Below are 20,330 nucleotides of genomic sequence, written 5' to 3'. Positions count from 1 at the left end.
CCCATAGTGCTTTCAGTAAATTTGTTAGTAATCCTGAATTAAAACTTCAGTAGGAATTTTTAAACTCGTATTTAATTTTCGAATCATATCCAAAGTCAATTTTCGCTTTTTATTCATTATTTCACTCACTCGACTTTTATAGCCAATCATTTCCACCAAGTCTTTTTGTTTCAGACCCATTTGTTCCATTCTGAAATTAATTGCTGATATGGGATCGGGCATTTCGATTGGGTAGTTTTCACTTTCATAGTTATCTATCAAAATCGACAAAATTTCGAGTTCATCGCCTTCTTTTGTTCCACGTTTTGCATCAAAAATCACTTCCAAACGTTCAAGAGCATTTTTGTAGTCAGCTTCGTTTCTTATAGGTTTTATTTCCATTTTAAATCTCGTTTGGGTTAATGTTATCGTATTCTGCGTATGTTCCAATGAATCGAATCCAAGCAAGTTGATATTCAAAGTTGAATTTTACAATCAGTCGATAGTCATTACCTTTGATGTTGAATACAATTCGATTATCTTTTAAAATACTTGCATTTGGGTATTCAGATTTCAATTCGTTAATCGTTTTCCAATTTGATTTCTCGGTTTCACGATACCAAGCTTTAAGTTGAAATTCACAATCACCGTGTTTTTCCCAAAAATCTCGTAATGTTCCCCTCGAAAATATTTTCAATATAAACTTTTTTGATGCAAATATGATCAAAAAAATTACCATTATGATAACTTTTCGGTTTTTTCAGCATTATGGGCAAAGGTTTGTGTATGGTTAGTGGGGGCTAAAAATACATGAAAGTTTCGGTTAAACTTTTACTTTCTAAAAATACCAAAATTTTCGTTTCAATTATAAATCTCGCCATTTTTGTTATGCGCTGTTGGAAAATCGTTTATTTATTTAGAGTTGTAAGTTTAAATTCAATTTTGCTCCCAAAGCATTGAAAATTCGCATTACAGTCTCAAAAGTCACATTTCCAGTACTATTTTCAAGTCTCGAAATTTGAGCTTTTTTAACACCAACCAGTTCGCCCAATTGTTCCTGTGTCAGTTTTCTTTTTCTTCTGGCAGTTTTAATCATATCGCCTATGAGTTCAAGTTTAAGCTCAAATTCATATTCGTCTCTTTCTTTCGTTCCTTTCTCTCCTATCAAAAGGTCTTCTGCTTCGTCTAATTTGTAACTTTTCATTTCTTTTTGTTTTTTAGATAATTCGCTCTAATCTTATCGGCTTTATCAATTTCTTTTTTGTCCACTTTACTTGTTTTCTTAACAATTCCGTGTGTAGCAAAAACAAGAGTTTCGGATTTGTCTTCTTTGTCCCAAAAGGCTAAAAGTCTGTATTGGATTCCTGAATATAATGTTCTAAATTCCCAAATTTCATTTGTCAATTTTTTGAAGAATTTCGGGTCGGAATGTTGTTCGGCTCTTCTTATATTCTGAAATATTTTCTTTCTAACTTTTAAGTCTTGCTTTTGAACAAATTCAAAAGTCTTGTTTCAAAAGTCTTGTTTCAAAAGTCTTGTTTCAAATCGTTTTATCATTCATTTTATTATTACGATTCAAAGATATAAAAAGTTTCGTTAATTGTAAACTATTTGTCAGATTTAAATGTTTGCCAACGGGAGTCTGCGCATAACAGAAGTGGCGACTTAACATGCACTTTCCATTCGGTTAAGGTTTTAATTTTCTAAAAATCCCAAACTTTTTCGGTTGAGCACCAAATTTCGCCATTGAAGATACATATTGTTGTGTGTAGTGCTTTTTTCAGCTTGCTACGTTCAAGTTTTGATTCAGCAGTTCAACGTTGAAATTGATTTTTGCGTTAAGTGCTCTAAATACTTTTAAAATTGTTTCAAATCGGGCATCCGTTAAATTGTTCTCGATTTTTGAAATCTGTGCTTTTTGAACTCCAACTAATTTTCCGAGTTGAGCCTGAGTTAGCTTTCTTTCCTTTCGAGCTTTTTTTATTGCTTGTCCAATCAAATCAAGACGTAATTCGTTTTCAAATTCGTCTCTTTCTGGTGTTCCGATCTCGCCAATATATTTATCGGTAATTTCGTCTAAGCTTTTTGTTTTAATTTTTTTATTGTTCATAATATTATTTTTTAGAGTCAAAATATTGTTTCATAATCCGTTCAGTCTTTTTAATTTCTTTAGGCGGTGTTTTAGCCGTTTTCTTTTCGATACCATGAGTAGAAACAACAACAGTCTCAGTTTTGTCGGTTTTATCCCAGAAAGCAAAAAGTCGGTAGTAGGTCTTATTGTGAAGAGTTCTAAATTCCCAAACATTGTCATCTAGCTTTTTGAAAAGTTCACTGTCATTTATTACTTGAGCTTTCCGCATATTGTAAATTATTTTCTTCCGAGCCTTTTCGTTCAGTTCGTTTAAGAACTCATCAACTTCGTCCATCAACTCAACCTTAAATTTTTGATTCATTCAATCAGTTGTTTTGGCAAAGATATGTGTTTCTTTTTTAGGAAACAATTTTATTTTTAATAGGATTTTCGTGCATTACACACAACTCGTATATATCCCAAACTCTGACTTATTTATCTTACTAATAGTTTTAATATTCACAAGTTCTTTTGTTTTAAGTTTGATTAATTCACTACAACAGTAATCATTTTAGCTAAAATTAAGAAGAAATATGTAAAAAAACAAAACACTCAGCATAGCCACTCAAAATAGTGCATCCAAAAAACGACATTCCCAGTTGATGATTTTTTACTAGATTTTTTGCTGAATCGAAGGGTTCAGTTCAACATTGTTTTTCCCGAATTACTCGGGATCCGTCCTGCGGACGCAACGAAAACTTAGCTGTTTGCAACAGTTTTTATTAATTCAGTTTACAGTTTTTTATTCAAATCTTGTCTTCCGACAATTGCCATTATTTCTACAATATCTTCATTTACTTTAAAATAAATGCTGTCAATTCCACAAACACAGCGCCTGTAGTCATTTTTTATGTAGTCAACTGGTTCAAATGAAAAAGGTCTTTGGGCAATAATGTCGAAATATTCAAAAAACGATTCAAAATACTTATCCGCTTGAGTCATTCCGAATTTTTCAACTCCATATTGATGAATTCGTATTAAATCGTTTTTAGCTTCGTTACTTAATCTGTATTTAGCCATTCAAGAAGGTCTTTGATTGAGCTAAAATTTCGTTTTTATTATCTTTAGTAAATCCGCTTTTTTCAGCTTTATCAAGTTTGGCTCGAACCCAATCAATTTGGATTTGTTGTTTTCTGGCTTGTCTTATCAAATCGTTTACCAATTCGCTTTTACTTGAATATTCATTTTTATTCACTTGCGCTTTCAGCCATTCGTCATTCAGTTCGGTAAATGATATACTTTGTCTTGACATAATTTTATTCTTTGGTGCAAATATACATCAAAAACGAATCACTTCCAAATTATTGCCAACGACGGTTCGTGCATAACATAAGTGGCGACTTAAAATGCGCAAGTTTTTCGGTTAAACTTTAAGTTTCTAAAAATACACAAAACTCCCGTTTCAGCAATAAATTCGCCATTTTTGTTATGCGCTGTTGTGTGCAGTTTTATATTTCTGACTCTAATTTATTCGGATTTTGTCTGGTATCAAAAATCGTTACAACATTTATTCGTTTGGAATTAAACCTATAATAAAGTGTCGTTTGTTTAGTTACAACACAACGCCTTAGTTTTTTTCCTTTCTTAGATTCAGGAAAAATCTCAGGCTGATTTCTTATTATTTCAATGTTGTGGGCAAGCTTTTGAATAAATTCAATTTTTATTTTTCCAGACCACTATTCTGTAAGATATTCAAAAAGTTTTTCTAACTTTTTTTTCAGCAGTTTTTGCGATTACAACTTTTCTTTTCACTTATCTATGTTTTTGCATAAAAGAATCATAATCGACAATTTCTCCATTCTCAATTTCAATTGATGCTTTTTCAATCTCTTTTTTTTGCTCAGGCGAAAGTTCATCCCAAAAATCAAATACCTTGTTTTGCTTAAAAATCTTTTTTACAGATTTGATAATATTCAAGTTTTCTGTTTCTAATAAAAGTTTAGCAAGTTGTATTTTTTCAGCTTGAATATCCATAGGTTTAATTTATATTTCAAAAATAATAAATATAATTTGTAAACAATATTTTTTTTTCAAATGAAGCCCAACCCTCATCAGCAAATCTAACCAGATTAGATAAAGAAGCTTAAGTTTTAATTATTTGATTAAATCATTACAATATTAGCTATTTTGATTCAAATGATAAGGATGGTATGAGAAAAAAATCCTAAATCAGTTGGTTCTTTAAACTCACCTAAACACAAATTTTGATGATTATTTCATACATTAAAATTAAAAGTCGTTATTAAGCTACTTAAAAATTAATCAATAAAGCTTATTATTGCATAAGATAATTGCCTTTGGTTTAATGGAAAGAACCAAGCAATCAGACTGAAGAAACCCAATTGAATTGATCACTTACCTAAAGCAAAAATAAAAATATGAAACTAAAATTTATCACATTAAGCTTAGTTTTTCTAAGCTTTCAACTAGGAATTGCTCAACTAAATTTAGCTTCTTGGAATATTCAACATTTAGGAAAATCTAAAAGCAAAAATAACATTGCTTATATGGCTGAAGTGCTTAGAGACTTTGATGTTATTGCTATTCAAGAAGTGGTTGCCGGAGATGGTGGTGCTCAGGCGGTAGCTCAATTGGCTGATGAATTAAATAGAAAAGGAAGTAAATGGGACTATAAAATTAGTCTTCCTACTCAAAGTTCTCCTTACAGCAGTGAACGCTATGCCTACCTTTGGAAAACAAGTAAAGTAAAGCTTCAGGGAAAGGCTTTTTTGGATCAAAATTATGTAAATGAGATTGAACGCGAACCTTATGTTATTCGTTTTTTAGTTGAAAATGAACAAATTACCTTGTTTAATTTTCATGCAGTTCCCACAAAAAAACAACCTGAAGGTGAAGTTAAACACTTCAAAAATTATCCTAGTTTATACCCTAATGAAACTTTAGTGTTTATGGGTGATTTCAATTTAGTTGACCACCATACTGTTTTTAATCCCTTGAAAAAAATGGGGTATGCGTTGGCTTTTAAGGGCGAAAAGACTTCACTCAAAATGAAATGTGATACTCAAAAAGAAGGTGACTGCTTGTCTAAAGTTTATGACCACTTTATTTTTCCGCAGAACAAAATCAAAATCCTAGACCAAGGTATTGTTCGTTTTTATAAGGATTTTGATGACATCAAATTAGCCAGAAAAATTTCAGATCACTTGCCGATCTGGATTCAATTGGAAACTAATTAGAATTACAGGAATCATAGGCTTGTAGTACTTAGTCAATAAAACTAACTTTAATTCTGCTAAGAGTTGATGTAAAGTTTAAATGAAGTATCAAGAAATAACACTATTTATCATTTGAAATAACTAGTATATGGACATAGTTAGATTAATTTTTTAATTTGGGATTAGAAACTAAATATACATGATGAATAAAGTTGTGTTTATTTCTTATATTCCTTTTGTTGTTGATATAACTACTTTCAAAGGTTTTCGTTTTTTCAACAATCAATTCACTAGGAAGATTTTCTAAAAAAGATGGCTTATTGCTCTCGGTTACTATAACTAAAAACTGATTTAAACTTGGAGGGTTTTCAATTGAAAAAATAGTACTCTTGGTTTGTGTTTCCCATATAATTTCTGGACGAATTTCTTCAAAATAAAATACTTTTTCATCTTTTAACACCGTGCTTATTTCTGATACTGGGGGATGGTTTAATTGATTGAATGAAAATGAAAAACCATAGTTTCCAATGCATGTAAAAAGGAAAATTAAAAAAATATTTCCCAAAAAAAGCAGACGAAATTTTTTATGCACTAAATGTCGAGTTATAAAAACACCTATCCCAATACCACCCGCTGCAAGCAGAATGTACCAAATCCAAAAGGTACTGCTGTGTCCTTTGAGAAAAAAAGGAACGACAAGCGTTGCTGCACAAATAATTAGAAGCAAAACGTAGTGAAAATAAACACTAATTCTACTAAGTTTGTCGTGTTTAAGTTGTTTCCACTGATAATAGATAAATTGAGCTGTAGTTAAAGCTAATGGAAATAAAACAGGTACAAGATAGCGGGACTTTTTCTCTGGAATAAGACTTAAGAGGATAAGAGCAATAATAGTCCATAACCAAGAAAATAAATAGGTTTTTTTGTGGTAAACTTTGTTTTTATAATAAGGGTAAAATAAACTAAGTAAGGCAGGAATTGTCCAAATTCCAGACTGTATGAAAAAACTCCAATAATAATAAAATGGCCTAACATTGTAGCTTGTCCAATTGCCAGACTCACGAGAAGCTACTTCTAAAAAGGCCTCTGCATCAGCGTATCTAACGTACAAATACCATGAACCTCCTATAGCAATACCTGCAATTAATGCGCCAACTAAGTAAAATGATTGTTTAAGCTTTAGTCGATAAACAATAATGTAGGCCAGGAGAAAAGGTAAAAATAAAGCATACAAACTCACAGGACCTTTGCTAAGAATTGATGCAGCAATACCAAGAGCACTTATTGTGAAGTAGATTAAAAAATTAGTCTTTTTACTAAATAGTTTGATTAAAAACAAAATACCTACTAGCATAAAAACATGGGTAAACATATCTGAAGGAGCTTCTAATTGAATAGAATAATAATAAAAAGAAGATCCTAAAACAAGGGCGCTAACCAAGCTTAACCTCTTGTTTTGAGTCAAGGTTTTTGTTAGGAAATAAAAGAGAAACACTCCTAAGCTACTCATAATAGATGTAGGTAATCGGTACCAAAATACGTTATCTATGTTTCCTTGAACAAAAAGTGAAGTTATCCAAGCAGGTAATGGAGGTTTTTCATACCTAGGAAGACCGTTCATGGTAGTAAGGAACCAATTTCCGTCCAACAACATTTCACGAGTAACAAGAAAGTTACGTGCTTCCATGATTGAAACAGGCATAAGGTTGAGGTACATAAAAAACGAAAGCAAACAAAAAATGAATAAGCTTACTAATGGATGTTTGAAAATAAAATTCATCAATCTATTTTTTAAGTAAAATTAAATTGCGTAGATAAACAAATAGCCCAAAGCTATGACCAGCAATTAAAACGGGGTCTTTTCGAAGTATTCCATAAAGGAGAATAAGACTTGCACCTGCTAGGCTAATAACCCAAAAGCCTTTAGGCAAGCTAGAAAGTTTTCTTCGTTCTGAGTAAATCCATTGATAAATAAATCGAGAAACAAATAACAGCTGACTTAAAACTCCTAAAATCAAAAGAAATGTAGAGATTTCTTCTTTATTGAAGAGGTAATAAGTGTCTATTCTATTGTTATTAAAATAAAACAAGCCCACTAATAATGGAAAAACAAGAAGAAAAATTCTAGCAAATAGTGGAAATTTATGCCATTGTTTTTCCAGCTGAATATTTCTTATGTAAATGAAATAAGTTAATGATTGACCTAGCATGATAGCGAAATCGTTTCTAAGATAACCATAAGCAAATAACAGGAACGAAGCAAAAAGACTTATTTGCCAGAAATATCTAGGTGCAACAACTGTTTTCTTTTTTTCTGAAGAAAGCCACTGGTATAGGGTTCTAGCAGAAAATAATAACTGCGCAACAAAACCTATGCTATAAACAATCCAGCTATTCAACAATTTTTATCTTTTACTTGATAGTTAATGTATTTTTTTTTCATCCACAGATAGGCAAAACAATCCATTAGTGGTCCAACAAGACGGTTGAGGAGTCCGAAGTTGGCTTGTCCTGCTATTCTTGGGAAATGCTTTACATCAACTTGTTTAATTTTTCCATTTTGCAACAATATCATTGCTGGTAAAAAACGATGTAAACCTTTAAACATTGGAATTTTTTGAGCATAGGAAGTATGGATAATTTTTAACGGGCAACCTGTGTCATCCATGCCGTCTTTTGTAAAGAGTCTTCGTATGCCGTTAGCTATTTTAGAACTCGTGTTTTTCACAAAACTATCCTTTCTATCCTTATTTCTATTTCCGGTTACCAAGTGATACTCGTCAACAAATTTAGCTAGTAAGTTGAACTCCTCTGGGTCGGTTTGTAAATCTGCATCTATGTAGCCTGTATAAGGTGTATCAACATGGTCAAAACCTGCTTTAATGGCTGCACTTAATCCAAAGTTTTGAGTAAAATTCAAAAAAGTAAATCTTGGGTCTTCTGCACAAATTTCTTTGATTAGTTCTAGGCTATTATCTTTAGAACCATCGTTCACAAATAGCACCTTGCTTGCCAAAGTAGGATTTTGAAGATAATTTTTAAAAGTTTTTGTAAGTCGGTTTAAGTTGTCGTATTCGTTATAAACCGGAATTACAATAGTCAATTTATATTCTTCCATGCTTTTTAATTAAATCTTTATACCAGTTTAATTGCTTTTGTAAACCTATCTCCAAACTTGTTTTAGGTTGGTAGCCTAACAAGATTTTGGCTTTGTTGATTTTTGCAACAGTTTCTTGTTGATCGGCATTTCTTGGAGGCAATACCTTAATTTCAATTGGCTTATTTAGTAATTTTTCAACAGTGAGAATTCCTTCTTCTGTGGTGCGTTGTTCTGGGCTTCCAAGGTTTATTATTTCTCCGTAAGTTTGACTATGTTCTTCTATACATAAAAAAATACCATCAACAATATCAGAAACATAAGTAAAACTCCGCCTGTGAAGTTTACTCCCTTCAAATAGTGGAAATTTTTCATCATGAACTCCGGCAGCCATTAATTTGGTGTAAAGTTTATCGGGCCTTTCTCTAGGCCCATAAACCGAGTATAATCGAAGAGAACATGCCTTTAGATTCCCAAGTCTATGTTCAGCTAAAACCAATTGTTCAGCAGCAAGTTTGGTAACACCATAATGAGAAGTTGGCGCCGGTGCTGCATCTTCAGATTGTGTGGCAAATTTACCATAAATAGAGGAAGTGGCTATATTTATGAACTGCTTTAAATGAGTTTGTTGTTTAGCAAACTGAAGTAACCTTTGTGTAGCTACTACATTTTTTTGCAGGTAACTTTCAAAGCTGCTTGTGGCAGCAATTCCTGGTTGTGCTGCAAAGTGTATAATAAAATCAAAGTCTTTAGCTAATTTATGATAAAGCGAAGCCTGTGTTAAATCACCTTCCCAGATTTTTATACCCGAAAATTTTAATTCTTCTGCATTGATGTGTTTTAGCTTGCTAGAATAGTAAGTATTAAAATCATCAATGCCTTCTACTTGAAAACCCTTACTATGAAGGCATTCTGCCATATGAGAACCTATAAAACCTGCAACGCCTGTAATTAATACCTTCACTTAAGTTTTTTCTAATTATAAGAAGCAAATTTAATAAGTTTATAATAAAAGTCTAAGGCTAATTGGTTTAATTTATAAACAAATCAAATAAGAAGCTTCGCCATTGGCCATTGCAATTTAGAAAAAATAGTTTAATAAAGTGGGTACACCGATTTTTTCTAACTTTATTAGCAAAAACAGAAGTTATCTTTTTTTATTAACCTAAGTTCGATTAAAATCACAATGTAAAAATCAATAAGGGTATTCAGTTAAAAGAAAATTTTTAAAGCATAGCCTTAGCTATCGTGATGTAAATTAACGCAGTAAATGAAAGTCCTTGTTGAATGTAATAGATTAATCAGTTTTAAACAGCAATCTATAAATCACCGATTTAGTAAATCATCTAGTTTTGCTCTAAAGCTGCTTGAATTCCAATTGGCAGCTCCGGTTTTATCGACCAAAATATTTCCCTGTTGATCTATTAAAAAAGTGGTAGGTAAGGAATTAGATTGTAATTGATTTGGCGCGTTAGAGGCTTGCATAAATACAGGGAAGTTATACTTGTGTTTGGCAAGAAACTTCTTAACTGCCTCAGGCTTATCATTGGCTATAAAATAAAAATCAACTTGATCTTTATAATCGTTGTAAAGTTCCTGTAACGATGGCATTTCAGCAATACACGGCGGACACCAAGTAGCCCAAACATTAATGAGAATCACTTCATTTTTAGAATTACTCAGGTTAATTTCATTCCCTTCTAAATCAATCAATTGCCATTCAAAAGTATTTAAAATCTCTTGTTTATCTTCCGAAATAATGGATGGAGAAAATGAAAAAACTCTATTAACTGTAACCTGAATAGGCGTTCTTGTAGCTGGTATAAGCATCAAAATTAAAAAAATAGCAAACAATAAATTGCTCCAATGTTTTTTGAACCATTTCTTTAAATCAAAATCTTTACTTTTTCCCATTATCTTTTTCTTGGTAAATAAACCACTTTTTTGGTTTCAAAAAATTCATCTTCAAAATAATTCTGAATAGGGAAAATTTCAGCTGTTTTATATCCTTGAAGCTCTTCTGTTAAATCGCCTCCTTTCAAATAAAGAATTCCATTTTTTACAGAATGTGATGATTTTGGTTTAATTTTCCCCTTCACCCAATGTGTAAAAGTAGGCATAGCGGCCACAGCTCTACTCACAATAAAATCAAATTGATTGTCTAAGTTTTCAACACGGTCATTTACACTTTTAACATTTTGAAGTTGTAAACCTTCTACTACTTCATCTACAACTTTAATTTTTTTCCCAATACTATCAATTAAAGTAAAATGAACTTCTGGAAACATAATAGCTAAAGGAATTCCTGGAAAACCGCCACCTGTTCCTACGTCTAAAACTTTAGTACCCGGATTAAACTGAAGTATCTTAGCTATGGCTAGGGAGTGAAGTACATGCCTAGTGTATATTTCATCAATATCTTTTCTAGAAACAACATTTATTTTTTGATTCCAATCTTTATACAAATCAGCTATTTGTCTAATTTTTTGAATCTGATCTTCGGTTAAACTTGGGAAGTAGTGATTAATTTGATCCACTCTTTTTTATTTGCAAAAATACTAATGATTGTCAGTTAAATTAAACTTTCACATAAAAAATTAATTTAGTTGAACTTTAAAGCTTATTTTTGTTTCAAATTGAATTTTATATATGTCAAATCAAATTAGGTTTTCTAGAAAACATTCAAGAGATTTTGTAAGAACCCTTAACAAACGTGTAAACGAATACTTTAAAGAAAATAATATTTCAAAAAATGGTAATTGGAAATTATACCTAAAAACAGGTATAATGTTCTCATTGCTTTTAGTTCCTATGTATTTTATCATAGCTACTTCCTGGCCTGTTTTGGTTAAATTATCCTTATTTATTGTTATGGGAGTTGGAATGGCTGGCGTAGGTATGAACGTAATGCATGATGGAAACCACGGTACTTATTCTAAATACAATTGGATTAATAAATTAATGGGTGCTAGCATTTATTTGCTTGCTGGAAATGTTTACAATTGGCAGGTTCAACACAATGTGTTACACCATACTTATACTAATATTCACGGACATGATGAAGATTTAGAAGCGGGAAGAATTATACGATTTTCACAAGAAAGTCAGTGGCGCAAATTCCATAAATTTCAACATATTTATTCTGTGTTTTTGTATGGACTACTTACTATCAATTGGGCTATTACTACCGATTTTAAACAATCCAAACGCTATCTAAAAAAGAAATTATCTTACGGTAAACTTCCAAGTCCACTAAAGCAATGGTCAACTGTTGTTTTAGCAAAAATTGCCTATGTAGCTATTTGGATTGTACTGCCTATTGTATTTACAGATGTTAGTTGGTGGGTTATTGTTCTTGGTTTTTTAATGATGCATTATACCGCAGGCCTAATATTAAGCATTATATTTCAGCTTGCTCATGTAGTTGAAGATACTGAAATGCCTTTGCCAGATGAAGAAGGAAAACTTGCGCACTCTTGGGTAACGCATCAATTATTTACAACAAGTAATTTTTCTACTGAAAATAAGTTTATGAATTGGTTTGCTGGGGGCCTTAATCACCAAGTAGAACATCATATTTTTCCAAATATCAGTCATATTCACTACTCAAAAATTAGAGAAATAGTGAAGAGAACAACTGCTGAATTTGATTTACCTTACAAAGAATATCAATCTACCCGAAAGGCAATTATCTCTCATTTTAAACACCTTAAAGAATTAGGAAGGCAACCTCAATTAACTTAAAAAATAGATTTTCAATGAACCAACTTTCTGATCAGGTTAACCGATTGCAAACTTCGGCAACCTTAGCCATGGCAGCAAAAGCGCGAGAATTAAAAGAAGCAGGTAAAGATATTATTGGTTTGAGTTTAGGTGAACCCGACTTTACTACACCTGATTTTATAAAAAATGCAGCAATTGAAGCCATTAACGCAGATTATCATTCTTACACTCCAGTTGATGGTTACAAAGAGCTTAAGGAAAGTATTAAAAACAAATTCAAGAGAGATAATCAACTTGATTATCAATTATCTCAAATTGTTGTTTCCACAGGAGCAAAACAGTCTCTATATAACTTAGCCAATGCCATTTTAAATCCTGGCGATGAAGTTATTTTACCTTGTCCGTATTGGGTAAGTTATGCAGATATTGTAAAGCTTACCGGAGCAAAACCCATTGAAGTTCCTACAAGTGTAGCTACCGACTTCAAAATGTCTGCAGCGCAATTAGAAGAAGCAATTACACCTAAAACAAAAATGCTTTGGTATTCATCACCTTGCAACCCAAGCGGTTCAATTTATAGTGAAAACGAATTAAGAGCATTGGCAGAGGTACTTAAAAAACATCCTCAAATTATTGTGGTAAGTGATGAAATTTACGAACACATTAATTTCTCAGGAAACAAATTCTCTATGGCTCAAATCGATTTTATGAACGAGCGAACAGTAACTGTAAACGGAGTATCAAAAGCCTTTTCTATGACAGGCTGGCGAATTGGATTTATAGGTGCACCAGAATACATTGCCAAAGCTTGCACAAAACTACAAGGTCAAGTAACAAGTGGTGCAAATTGTATTGCTCAACGTGCCGTGATAGCGGCTTTAGACGCTCCAGTTGAGAAAATACAATACATGATTGACAAGTTTAAAGAGCGAAGAAAACTTACTTTAGATTTAGTAAATCAAATTCCAGGTTTTACTTGTAATGAACCTGAAGGAGCTTTTTATGTATTCCCTAATGTGGCTCATTACTTCGGAAAAACCATCAAAGGAAAAACGATACATGATGCTTCAGATTTCAGCATGCTTCTACTTGAAGAAGCCAACGTAGCAACAGTAACAGGAAAAGCCTTTGGCAATCCAGATTGTATCAGAATCTCTTATGCCGCCAGTGAGGCTGATATTAAAAATGCTTTTGATAGAATTCAGAAATTACTCAGTTAAACTACAAAACAATTTCCATAAAAAAATCGGCTGAATTTCTCAACCGATTTTTTTTATGCTTTTTATGAAACTGAGAAAAACTAACCTTTTAACTCATCATCATAGCTTTCTACATCCAAACCTCTTTTCTTTAAAAGTGGTTCAATACTTGGCTCAGAACCTCTAAAACGCTTGTACAATTCCATAGGCTCTTCAGTGCCGCCAGTTTCTAAAATGTTTTCTCTAAAGGATTTTGCCTTTTCTTGATTGAACAATTCAGTTTGCTTAAATTGATCAAATGCATCCGAATCTAATACCCCTGACCAAATGTATGAATAGTATCCCGCAGAATATCCGCCTGCAAAAATATGGGCAAAATGTGTACTACTATGTCTTGCCGTAATGGAAGAAGGTAAACCTGCTTCATTTAAAGTTTCCACTTCAAATGTGGATGCATCTACCTTAAGAGGAACTTCTATAGTATGATAATTCATATCTAAAAGCGAAGAAGCTAAATACTCTGTTGTAGCAAAACCTTGACCAAAAGTACTTAATTCTTCAAGTTTGTTAATTAACTCATCAGGAATTACTTCGCCCGATTCGTAATGGAAAGCATACATTTTTAATACTTCTGGATCGGTAGCCCAATTTTCCATTACTTGAGAAGGCAATTCAACAAAATCTCTAGGCACACTTGTACCCGCTAAACTTTCATATTCAACATTTGAAAGAAGTCCGTGAAGCGCATGTCCAAATTCGTGGAAAAACGTTGTTACCTCATCAAAAGTAAGCAAGGAAGGTTTGCTTGATGTAGCTTCAGTAAAATTGCAATTGATTGAAATCACTGGAGCATAACGCTCGCCATCTTTTACAGACTGCGGTCTAAAGCTAGTCATCCATGCCCCACTGCGTTTTGAACTTCTTGGGTGCATATCCATGTATAAAACACCTACATGCGTACCATCTTTTTCCGTTACTTCCCAAGCACTAACCTCTTCATGATATACAGGAACATCTTCTAACTCTTTAAATTGAAGTCCAAAAAGTTTATCAGTCACAGTAAAAATACCATCTCGTACTTGTGCTAAACTAAAGTATTCAGCTACTTCCTGGTTATTGATTTCAAATTCATCTTTTTTAATTTGTTCAAGGTAAAATTTGTAATCCCAAGGTTGAACTTCATCTTCAATTCCATCTTGAACTAATTGCTGGGCAATATTTTGGTGTTCTTTTTCAGCAACAATCAAAGCTGGCTTCCAAAGTTTTTCTAGAAACGCTTCTACCGTGTTTCTATCTTTAGCCATTGTATTTTCTAATGCATAGTCTGCATAGGTGTCAAATCCAAGTAAATTAGCTTTTTCTAAGCGTAAATTGGCCAAATCAATCGCCAATTGAGAATTATTGAAGTCATTGTCGTTGTTCCCTCTATTTTTGTAGGCTTTGTAGATTTCTTTTCGCAATTCACGATCTTCAGCATAAGCTAAGATAGGCATGACATTCGAATTTTGAAGCGTAAACATCCACTTCGTTTCATAATCATTTTCTTTTGCTCGTTTCTTGGCCGCTTCAATCAATGAGGCAGGAATACCGCTAAGCCGTTTTTCATCATCAATTAAAAGTGAAAAATCATTTGTATCAGAAAGAATATTTTGACCAAATTGGGTGGTCATTTCTGCAATTTTGGCATTGATTTCAGCCAGTTGCACCTGGGCTTCTTTTTCTAAAACTGCTCCACTTCTTACAAAGCGTTTGTAAGTGTTTTCAAGGACTTTAAACTGCTGTGGACTTAATTCTGAGCTTTCTTGATTATCCTCCCAAACAGAAGAAACGCGTTCAAACAACTCTAAATTCATATAAATAAAATCAGAATGAGCCGCTGATTCAGCCGACATACTTCTGGCTATTTCTTGAATTTCATCATTGGTATGCGAAGAGTTAAGATTATAAAAAATTCGACTAGCTCTAGCGAAGGTCTTGCCTGAATTTTCCATTGGAAGAATCGTATTTTTCCATGTTGGGGCATCAGTCTGATCAATAATTAATTGAATTTCTTCTTTTTGTTCCTCCATACCTTTCAGCATGGCTTCTTCAAAATGTGCAGGCTGTAAATCGTTGAATGGGGGTACTTCAAAAGGAGTTGAAAATTCGGTTTTTAGCAAAGGATTCGCTGTGTTCATCGTTAATTCTTTTTCTGTGTTTTGCTGGCAACTTAACAAGGAAGCGCTTACCAAGACACTTAATATAAATTTTTTCATTGTACGGGATTTAAATAATATATGCTAAAATATACAAAAGAATTTGCTTATCATTTAATTTTTAATCATTGTTATTGATAAGTTTAATACAATTCATTATTCTTGCTGGTTAATCTCAATCTAGAAAACTCTAATTAGCTATAACATTTAGTCAAATTTTGTGAAAATTCGAGAAATAAAAGAGCTTACAGATTTATAAAACATCAACTATTATTGGTTTTTATGATAAAATTTCGAGTTTTTACTTTGTTCTAACACCATTGATTAGTTAACATTAATGTAGCTTTATGGCTTTTTAGGTGAATTAGTTTATTAATAATTTAAAAATAAATCTTTAGGTGTAAAAAAATAATATTTTTGCGGTGCTTAATTTTAGAATTACTTTTGAACGATGAGACGAATTGTAAAAATTTTTATTTTCATATGTAGTTGTCAACTTACGGCTCAAATAGAAGCAGATTCATTATCAAATGATTTGCGTCTATCCTCGCTTCCTTATTACAATTATGGAAGAGGCTTAGGAGTAACCTCAAAAGATAGTGTATTTCAAATGAATTTGCGCTTCAGAATGCAAAATAGAGCCAGTTATTATCACTTACCTGAGGAAGATTATGATAAAATGGATGCTAAGATTAGACGCCTCCGCTTACGTTTTGATGGGTTTTTAGGTAATCCTAAGTTTTTATATGCCATACAATTGTCCTTTACCTCAGATGATTTAGGAGAATTTCAGGAAAATGAAGAACGCTTTAATGTTATAAGAGATGCGGTTGTCATGTATCGTCCTGATGAAAATTGGAATATCATTTTTGGTCAAACTAAACTTCCAGGAAACAGGCAACGGGTAAATTCATCGGGAGCCCTTCAACTTACAGACCGAACCATCAACAATGCGAGTTTTAATATTGACCGTGATTTTGGTGTTCAAGTGCATTACATAAAAGATTTTCAAGATAAGTTATCGTATAATTTTTTAACTGCGTTTTCTTCAGGAAGAGGGAGAAATTTTCCAAATGAATTTGATGCAGGAGGCGCTGTAACTACGAAAGCAGAATTATTTCCCTTTGGAACATTTCAGAAAGATGGAAGGTATTTTGAGGGTGATATCCTTAGAGAAAAACGTTTTAAATTAATGCTTTCTGGGGCTTATCACTACAACTCTAATGCATTGAGAAATCGTGGGCAAATTGGACTTGATTTGTGGGAGACGGCTACCATCAGGTCAGGTTTTATAGATGTCATGTTCAAATATCAAGGTTTTGCAGGTATGTTTGCTTACATGAATAGGACTTCTCCTGAAGTATTTCAGTCAAATCCAGAAAATATAAATGATCAACGATTTATAGTGGTAGGTGAGGGTTATGATTCTCAATTGAGTTATGTCTTCCCTTCAAATTATGAAATCATTGCGCGCTATTCTAAGCAAAATCTAGCAAGTGAAATAGAAAAATTTGTTCCCTCTTCTAATGAAATAGCTATTGGACTTACCCGCTATTTTTGGGAACATGCGTTTAAAATTCAAGTTGAAGTAAATAGGAGAGAGTTTCTTCCTATTAATGCCGAAAAGTTTGATGAGTACTATGTGAGATTTCAGGTAGAAATGGGGATATAAAAAAACCTGAATTAGGATTAATTCAGGTTTAGTATTTAGGTTTTAAAAATTCTAATTTTTCCTTTTAAAAATCCTCACTTTTGAAGAGCCAAATTGAGATAATTCCATTCGGTTGTTAGGCAAAAAATCAATTGTATAGCTTTTAGATGGATTATTACCTGCTGGTTTTAATAATAAAACACCTTCTTGAATATCTTCCCAAGTGCCGTTAGCATCTGATGCTACAGAACAATCACCTGGATCAATTCCATCAAAATTTCGTTCAGAGTATGTCAAATCATTTCTAAATTCAAACTCAGTTTGTTCTATACAAGGTACATTAAATTCATTTTGCCCATCTACAATTAAAAAGTCAACATCCCATACTCCTACTAAATCCTTACTTTCTTGAGATACACTTGACCCATCATCATCGCTTGAGCATGAAGTGATGGCTATGACTAATACTAGGGCTAAAATTTTGATTAAGTTATTTTTCATTTTACTTGTTTTTAATTTATTATTTATGGTTATTGTAATTGTGCAAATTTACGTTTTATTTTAAAAGGGTAATCTATATCCTATAGAAAAGTGGTTGTTATCAAAGGTATTTCTTACCGTATAATCAATAAAAATTCTACCTCTACCCCAGTTGATATAGGAACCTACTAACAAGTTGTAATTAATTCCTGTTGAATTATTGATGTGTAAAACTCCTCCACCGGTTCCTAAATAAGCCTTTAAGCCTTTATTTTTACTAATGGTAAAGGGTAAAATTATATTTAGTTGTGAACCATAGGCAACATCATCTCCAAAGCCAAATAACAGCTCAGGAACAGCTTCAAATGCCGAGTTACCCAACCCATAGTATCCTCTAATTCCTAAGTTATAAGTAGTCTGTTCTCCAGTGTTAAATCCTGTATAAATTGCAGCCCCTTTATACTTTAAAAAACTCCACATCCAAGAAGGTTTTTCATTACTAATAAACTGACTTCCAACATTATTACGCGTTTCTATAGTAGAGTTAAAAATCACTTTTCTAGAAGAAGACTCTATTGCTTTTTCATTTTTATCAGTTTTATTTTTTACAGAGCTAGTTGTTTTATTTTCTTCAGGACTCACTGTTCTTTTTTTTTCAGTGGTTGTCTTTGAAGACTTTTCTAGCTTTTCATCAAATGCCTTAATTCTTTTATCAAGCTCTTGCATTTGTTGATCTAATTCTTTTTCTCGTTGTTTAAATTCATTGTTTTTTTTCTCCAGAATAGACTCCATTTCATCCTCAAAGGCTTGATCTGCTTCAGATTTTTGCTGAGTAGAATCAGTCTTTACTTGATTTGAAGGAGCCACTTGTGATGAGGTATCCTTACTAGCCTTTTCTTTGCTTTCTTGATTCTCTTCATCAAGTTCTTTTTGTTTTGCTAAAAGCTCTTGATCACGTTCTGCAAGTTGTTGTTCTAACTTCGCTAATCGTTCTTCAAGATTAAGCACATTTTCAGAAACTTTATCTTCAGTTTTAACAGATTTTTCTTTAGTTTCCTCTTGGTATTTTTCATCAATTCCTTGTAAGATACGATCAATTAAGGACTCAAATTCATCTGGAGTCATTTTTAAATACTCTTCACTAGTGTTTTCTTTACCATAAGTACCTTGCATTTTTTCAGTACGTTCAATATCGCGTAAAGCTTCTTCAATTTGCTTTTTTGCTGCTAGTAGCTGTACTGCTCTAGTTACGTTATTTTGTTCGTAAGCGCGTTCTAATTGCTTATCAATTTTTTCCAGTTCTTCATTATAATCAAGCTTCATTTGTTGAAGTTTACGGTAGTTTTCACGATCTTGAACAGGATCATACTTCATCAATTTTTCTTCATTTAGCCTATCTTTCTCTATCTTGTATTTATTTAAGCTATCGTTTGTTATAGTATCTTTCTGTGTTGCATCTTCTTTTAATGGAGTTTCTTCTAACTCATCATTTAAATCAATTTTGTGCTTTTTACCCAGTTGTAATTTCACCCCTGCATTATACATCAAGTGAGTTTGAAGAGCTTCAGGGGCTAAAAGGTTAGCGTTACTTCTTTCTGAAGAAGCCATTGCTCTTACCCCACCAGTAATCAGAAAGTTTTTTCCTAACGGGATATCTAAACCAAGACCTGCATTTGCAAAAGTGCTGTTAGGGGCATTAATTGAAGCGATACTCGTTTCGTAATTAGACTGAGTTACCAATTGACCGCCGCCCAAAATTAAATAAGGGGTTACTCCATTACCATCGTTCAGTTTTGCCCTAAATTCAAAACCATACATATTCATGCGGTCAAAGTCTAAAGATAATTTTTCGTCTTCCATAGATTGAAAAAAGTAAGCCCTTACCCCAACATATTCATTAAAATCTACACCAAAATATCCCCCTCCTAAATAAGTATCTCGGTACAGTGAATTTGAGTCGAAGTCAATATAAGCAACACTTGGCTCTATAATCCAAGACCATCCTTTAAAGTTATTTTTATACGCATTTAAATAAGCTTGATCTAAATCAGAAAGCTCTCCAGGTTTTCTGCCTCCTAAATAAATTTGAAGAGCAGCAATAGCACTAAAGTTTAAAAGATCTTCACGCTCATAATTGCTGGCTAAAATACCTAAATCATCTCTATCCTGACTGGTTAACAAATTAGTTACAGAATTATTTTGGAAACCTAAAGCTCTACCTTCAATTAAAAAATTAATACGCTTAGATAAAGCTAGTCTCAAGCCTAGACCAAAACTAGCATATATTTGTGCGTTTTTTTCTTGATCTTCTAGCTGAAGTTGTTGAATACCTGTTCCTAAAGTGAAATAAGGAGAAATTGCACTGGTAGAAAGGTTGATTTTTAATTCTCCTCCGTATTGATCTACACGAACATCTCTTTGTGGAATTAAATTGGCATCTATTCCATTTCCAAAAGAACTAAAATCAGTGCTCATGCTCCTGTTAGTCATATATATACCATTCAACTCGAGGTATTGTCCAAAGCCAAAACCCACTTTCCCTCCATATAATAAATTATCTTCTAATCCAGATTGTTCATCCCACCATGTGTATTCAGCCATTGGAGATAAAGTAAAACTGATGTCTTTCATTTGAGAAAAACTATAGCTAGTCACTAATAAAATTGTGTAGAGTATTGATTTTTTCATTTAAATAATAT

The 20,330-nt window shown here is 32.6% G+C and carries 21 protein-coding genes and 1 pseudogene; 4 read left to right on the top strand and 18 right to left on the bottom strand.

Translation table 11 applies throughout. From position 1 onward, the window contains the following. Positions 1–24: 24 nt before the first annotated feature. From G7034_RS02665 to G7034_RS02625, 9 genes and pseudogenes are all read right to left on the bottom strand, one after another. Entirely contained in the window at positions 25–381 is a 357-nt protein-coding gene (locus tag G7034_RS02665) for a helix-turn-helix domain-containing protein (RefSeq protein ID WP_166399415.1), read from the bottom strand. A 1-nt stretch (position 382) separates the two neighbouring features. Next, positions 383–676: a type II toxin-antitoxin system HigB family toxin gene (locus G7034_RS02660; RefSeq protein ID WP_166399414.1), complete on the bottom strand. Its 294-nt coding sequence runs from the start codon at positions 674–676 to the stop codon at positions 383–385. A 219-nt stretch (positions 677–895) separates the two neighbouring features. Then, positions 896–1,183 carry a helix-turn-helix domain-containing protein gene (locus G7034_RS02655; RefSeq protein WP_166399413.1) on the bottom strand — a complete coding sequence of 96 codons (288 nt, stop codon included), beginning with the start codon at positions 1,181–1,183 and terminating at the stop codon, positions 896–898. Continuing rightward, a pseudogene (locus tag G7034_RS02650) lies at positions 1,180–1,464 on the bottom strand (type II toxin-antitoxin system RelE/ParE family toxin); the annotation flags it as partial. The gene G7034_RS02655 and the pseudogene G7034_RS02650, both read right to left, overlap by 4 nt. A 295-nt stretch (positions 1,465–1,759) precedes the next feature. Further along, complete coding sequence (locus G7034_RS02645; protein ID WP_187349852.1) at positions 1,760–2,089, bottom strand: helix-turn-helix domain-containing protein; 330 nt, start codon at positions 2,087–2,089, stop codon at positions 1,760–1,762. Between the two features lie 4 nt (positions 2,090–2,093). After that, the gene (locus G7034_RS02640) at positions 2,094–2,432 is read right to left on the bottom strand and encodes a type II toxin-antitoxin system RelE/ParE family toxin (RefSeq protein WP_166399412.1); all 339 of its coding nucleotides are present in this window, start codon (positions 2,430–2,432) and stop codon (positions 2,094–2,096) included. 410 nt (positions 2,433–2,842) lie between these two features. After that, a complete protein-coding gene (locus G7034_RS02635; RefSeq protein ID WP_166399411.1) occupies positions 2,843–3,130 on the bottom strand; it encodes a type II toxin-antitoxin system RelE/ParE family toxin in 288 nt (95 codons plus the stop codon). Beyond that, on the bottom strand, positions 3,123–3,362 hold the full coding sequence (locus G7034_RS02630; RefSeq protein ID WP_166399410.1) for a ribbon-helix-helix domain-containing protein: 240 nt from the start codon (positions 3,360–3,362) through the stop codon (positions 3,123–3,125). Before G7034_RS02630 ends, G7034_RS02635 begins: the two co-directional genes overlap by 8 nt. Positions 3,363–3,862: 500 nt before the next feature. Beyond that, positions 3,863–4,084 carry a hypothetical protein gene (locus tag G7034_RS02625; RefSeq protein ID WP_073193781.1) on the bottom strand — a complete coding sequence of 74 codons (222 nt, stop codon included), beginning with the start codon at positions 4,082–4,084 and terminating at the stop codon, positions 3,863–3,865. Between the two features lie 404 nt (positions 4,085–4,488). Here G7034_RS02625 and G7034_RS02620 point away from each other — a divergent pair, with 404 nt between their 5' ends. Next, positions 4,489–5,307 (top strand): endonuclease/exonuclease/phosphatase family protein, encoded by an 819-nt coding sequence (locus tag G7034_RS02620; protein WP_166399409.1) that lies wholly within the window; start codon positions 4,489–4,491, stop codon positions 5,305–5,307. A 142-nt stretch (positions 5,308–5,449) separates the two neighbouring features. Here the strand turns inward: G7034_RS02620 and G7034_RS02615 are convergent, their stop codons facing one another. The 6 genes from G7034_RS02615 to rsmG all read right to left on the bottom strand — a co-directional run bounded on the left by G7034_RS02615 (position 5,450) and on the right by rsmG (position 10,920). Continuing rightward, positions 5,450–7,066, bottom strand: a complete 1,617-nt coding sequence (locus tag G7034_RS02615) for an ArnT family glycosyltransferase (protein WP_166399408.1) — start codon at positions 7,064–7,066, stop codon at positions 5,450–5,452. A 4-nt stretch (positions 7,067–7,070) separates the two neighbouring features. Continuing rightward, the gene (locus G7034_RS02610) at positions 7,071–7,685 is read right to left on the bottom strand and encodes a lipid-A-disaccharide synthase N-terminal domain-containing protein (protein WP_166399407.1); all 615 of its coding nucleotides are present in this window, start codon (positions 7,683–7,685) and stop codon (positions 7,071–7,073) included. Further along, positions 7,682–8,404: a glycosyltransferase family 2 protein gene (locus G7034_RS02605; RefSeq protein ID WP_166399406.1), complete on the bottom strand. Its 723-nt coding sequence runs from the start codon at positions 8,402–8,404 to the stop codon at positions 7,682–7,684. Before G7034_RS02605 ends, G7034_RS02610 begins: the two co-directional genes overlap by 4 nt. Next, positions 8,391–9,347 carry an NAD-dependent epimerase/dehydratase family protein gene (locus G7034_RS02600; RefSeq protein ID WP_166399405.1) on the bottom strand — a complete coding sequence of 319 codons (957 nt, stop codon included), beginning with the start codon at positions 9,345–9,347 and terminating at the stop codon, positions 8,391–8,393. Before G7034_RS02600 ends, G7034_RS02605 begins: the two co-directional genes overlap by 14 nt. Before the next feature lie 362 nt (positions 9,348–9,709). Continuing rightward, a complete protein-coding gene (locus G7034_RS02595; protein ID WP_166399404.1) occupies positions 9,710–10,297 on the bottom strand; it encodes a TlpA family protein disulfide reductase in 588 nt (195 codons plus the stop codon). Continuing rightward, positions 10,297–10,920 carry a 16S rRNA (guanine(527)-N(7))-methyltransferase RsmG gene (rsmG, locus tag G7034_RS02590; RefSeq protein ID WP_166399403.1) on the bottom strand — a complete coding sequence of 208 codons (624 nt, stop codon included), beginning with the start codon at positions 10,918–10,920 and terminating at the stop codon, positions 10,297–10,299. The genes G7034_RS02595 and rsmG overlap by 1 nt, the downstream gene beginning before the upstream one ends. A 112-nt stretch (positions 10,921–11,032) precedes the next feature. Between rsmG and G7034_RS02585 the strand changes: the two genes are divergently transcribed. Together G7034_RS02585 and G7034_RS02580 are read left to right on the top strand one after the other, a co-directional pair. Continuing rightward, on the top strand, positions 11,033–12,127 hold the full coding sequence (locus G7034_RS02585; protein WP_166399402.1) for a fatty acid desaturase family protein: 1,095 nt from the start codon (positions 11,033–11,035) through the stop codon (positions 12,125–12,127). Between the two features lie 14 nt (positions 12,128–12,141). Further along, positions 12,142–13,326 carry a pyridoxal phosphate-dependent aminotransferase gene (locus G7034_RS02580; protein WP_166399401.1) on the top strand — a complete coding sequence of 395 codons (1,185 nt, stop codon included), beginning with the start codon at positions 12,142–12,144 and terminating at the stop codon, positions 13,324–13,326. Between the two features lie 80 nt (positions 13,327–13,406). Here G7034_RS02580 and G7034_RS02575 read toward each other — a convergent pair whose 3' ends face one another. Further along, positions 13,407–15,560: a M3 family metallopeptidase gene (locus G7034_RS02575; RefSeq protein WP_166399400.1), complete on the bottom strand. Its 2,154-nt coding sequence runs from the start codon at positions 15,558–15,560 to the stop codon at positions 13,407–13,409. Positions 15,561–15,951: 391 nt separating this feature from the next. Here G7034_RS02575 and G7034_RS02570 point away from each other — a divergent pair, with 391 nt between their 5' ends. Then, entirely contained in the window at positions 15,952–17,172 is a 1,221-nt protein-coding gene (locus G7034_RS02570) for a porin (RefSeq protein ID WP_166399399.1), read from the top strand. Between the two features lie 51 nt (positions 17,173–17,223). Here G7034_RS02570 and G7034_RS02565 read toward each other — a convergent pair whose 3' ends face one another. After that, positions 17,224–17,652: a lipocalin-like domain-containing protein gene (locus tag G7034_RS02565; RefSeq protein WP_166399398.1), complete on the bottom strand. Its 429-nt coding sequence runs from the start codon at positions 17,650–17,652 to the stop codon at positions 17,224–17,226. Positions 17,653–17,712: 60 nt separating this feature from the next. Next, on the bottom strand, positions 17,713–20,319 hold the full coding sequence (locus G7034_RS02560) for a hypothetical protein (RefSeq protein ID WP_166399397.1): 2,607 nt from the start codon (positions 20,317–20,319) through the stop codon (positions 17,713–17,715). Between the last annotated feature and the right edge of the window lie 11 nt (positions 20,320–20,330).

The sequence above is a fragment of the Psychroflexus maritimus genome, from assembly GCF_011089875.1.
Lineage (GTDB): Bacteria > Bacteroidota > Bacteroidia > Flavobacteriales > Flavobacteriaceae > Psychroflexus > Psychroflexus maritimus.
This window is presented reverse-complemented; position numbering and strand designations above follow the sequence as displayed.

Bases quoted from the DNA above. Each gene is read 5' to 3' on its own strand.
- G7034_RS02665 (WP_166399415.1), bottom strand. From the start codon at position 381: ATGGAAATAAAACCTATAAGAAACGAAGCTGACTACAAAAATGCTCTT.
- G7034_RS02655 (WP_166399413.1), bottom strand. From the start codon at position 1,183: ATGAAAAGTTACAAATTAGACGAAGCAGAAGACCTTTTGATAGGAGAG.
- G7034_RS02645 (WP_187349852.1), bottom strand. From the start codon at position 2,089: ATGAACAATAAAAAAATTAAAACAAAAAGCTTAGACGAAATTACCGAT.
- G7034_RS02640 (WP_166399412.1), bottom strand. From the start codon at position 2,432: ATGAATCAAAAATTTAAGGTTGAGTTGATGGACGAAGTTGATGAGTTC.
- G7034_RS02635 (WP_166399411.1), bottom strand. From the start codon at position 3,130: ATGGCTAAATACAGATTAAGTAACGAAGCTAAAAACGATTTAATACGA.
- G7034_RS02630 (WP_166399410.1), bottom strand. From the start codon at position 3,362: ATGTCAAGACAAAGTATATCATTTACCGAACTGAATGACGAATGGCTG.
- G7034_RS02625 (WP_073193781.1), bottom strand. From the start codon at position 4,084: ATGGATATTCAAGCTGAAAAAATACAACTTGCTAAACTTTTATTAGAA.
- G7034_RS02620 (WP_166399409.1), top strand. From the start codon at position 4,489: ATGAAACTAAAATTTATCACATTAAGCTTAGTTTTTCTAAGCTTTCAA.
- G7034_RS02615 (WP_166399408.1), bottom strand. From the start codon at position 7,066: ATGAATTTTATTTTCAAACATCCATTAGTAAGCTTATTCATTTTTTGT.
- G7034_RS02605 (WP_166399406.1), bottom strand. From the start codon at position 8,404: ATGGAAGAATATAAATTGACTATTGTAATTCCGGTTTATAACGAATAC.
- G7034_RS02595 (WP_166399404.1), bottom strand. From the start codon at position 10,297: ATGGGAAAAAGTAAAGATTTTGATTTAAAGAAATGGTTCAAAAAACAT.
- G7034_RS02585 (WP_166399402.1), top strand. From the start codon at position 11,033: ATGTCAAATCAAATTAGGTTTTCTAGAAAACATTCAAGAGATTTTGTA.
- G7034_RS02580 (WP_166399401.1), top strand. From the start codon at position 12,142: ATGAACCAACTTTCTGATCAGGTTAACCGATTGCAAACTTCGGCAACC.
- G7034_RS02575 (WP_166399400.1), bottom strand. From the start codon at position 15,560: ATGAAAAAATTTATATTAAGTGTCTTGGTAAGCGCTTCCTTGTTAAGT.
- G7034_RS02570 (WP_166399399.1), top strand. From the start codon at position 15,952: ATGAGACGAATTGTAAAAATTTTTATTTTCATATGTAGTTGTCAACTT.
- G7034_RS02565 (WP_166399398.1), bottom strand. From the start codon at position 17,652: ATGAAAAATAACTTAATCAAAATTTTAGCCCTAGTATTAGTCATAGCC.
- G7034_RS02560 (WP_166399397.1), bottom strand. From the start codon at position 20,319: ATGAAAAAATCAATACTCTACACAATTTTATTAGTGACTAGCTATAGT.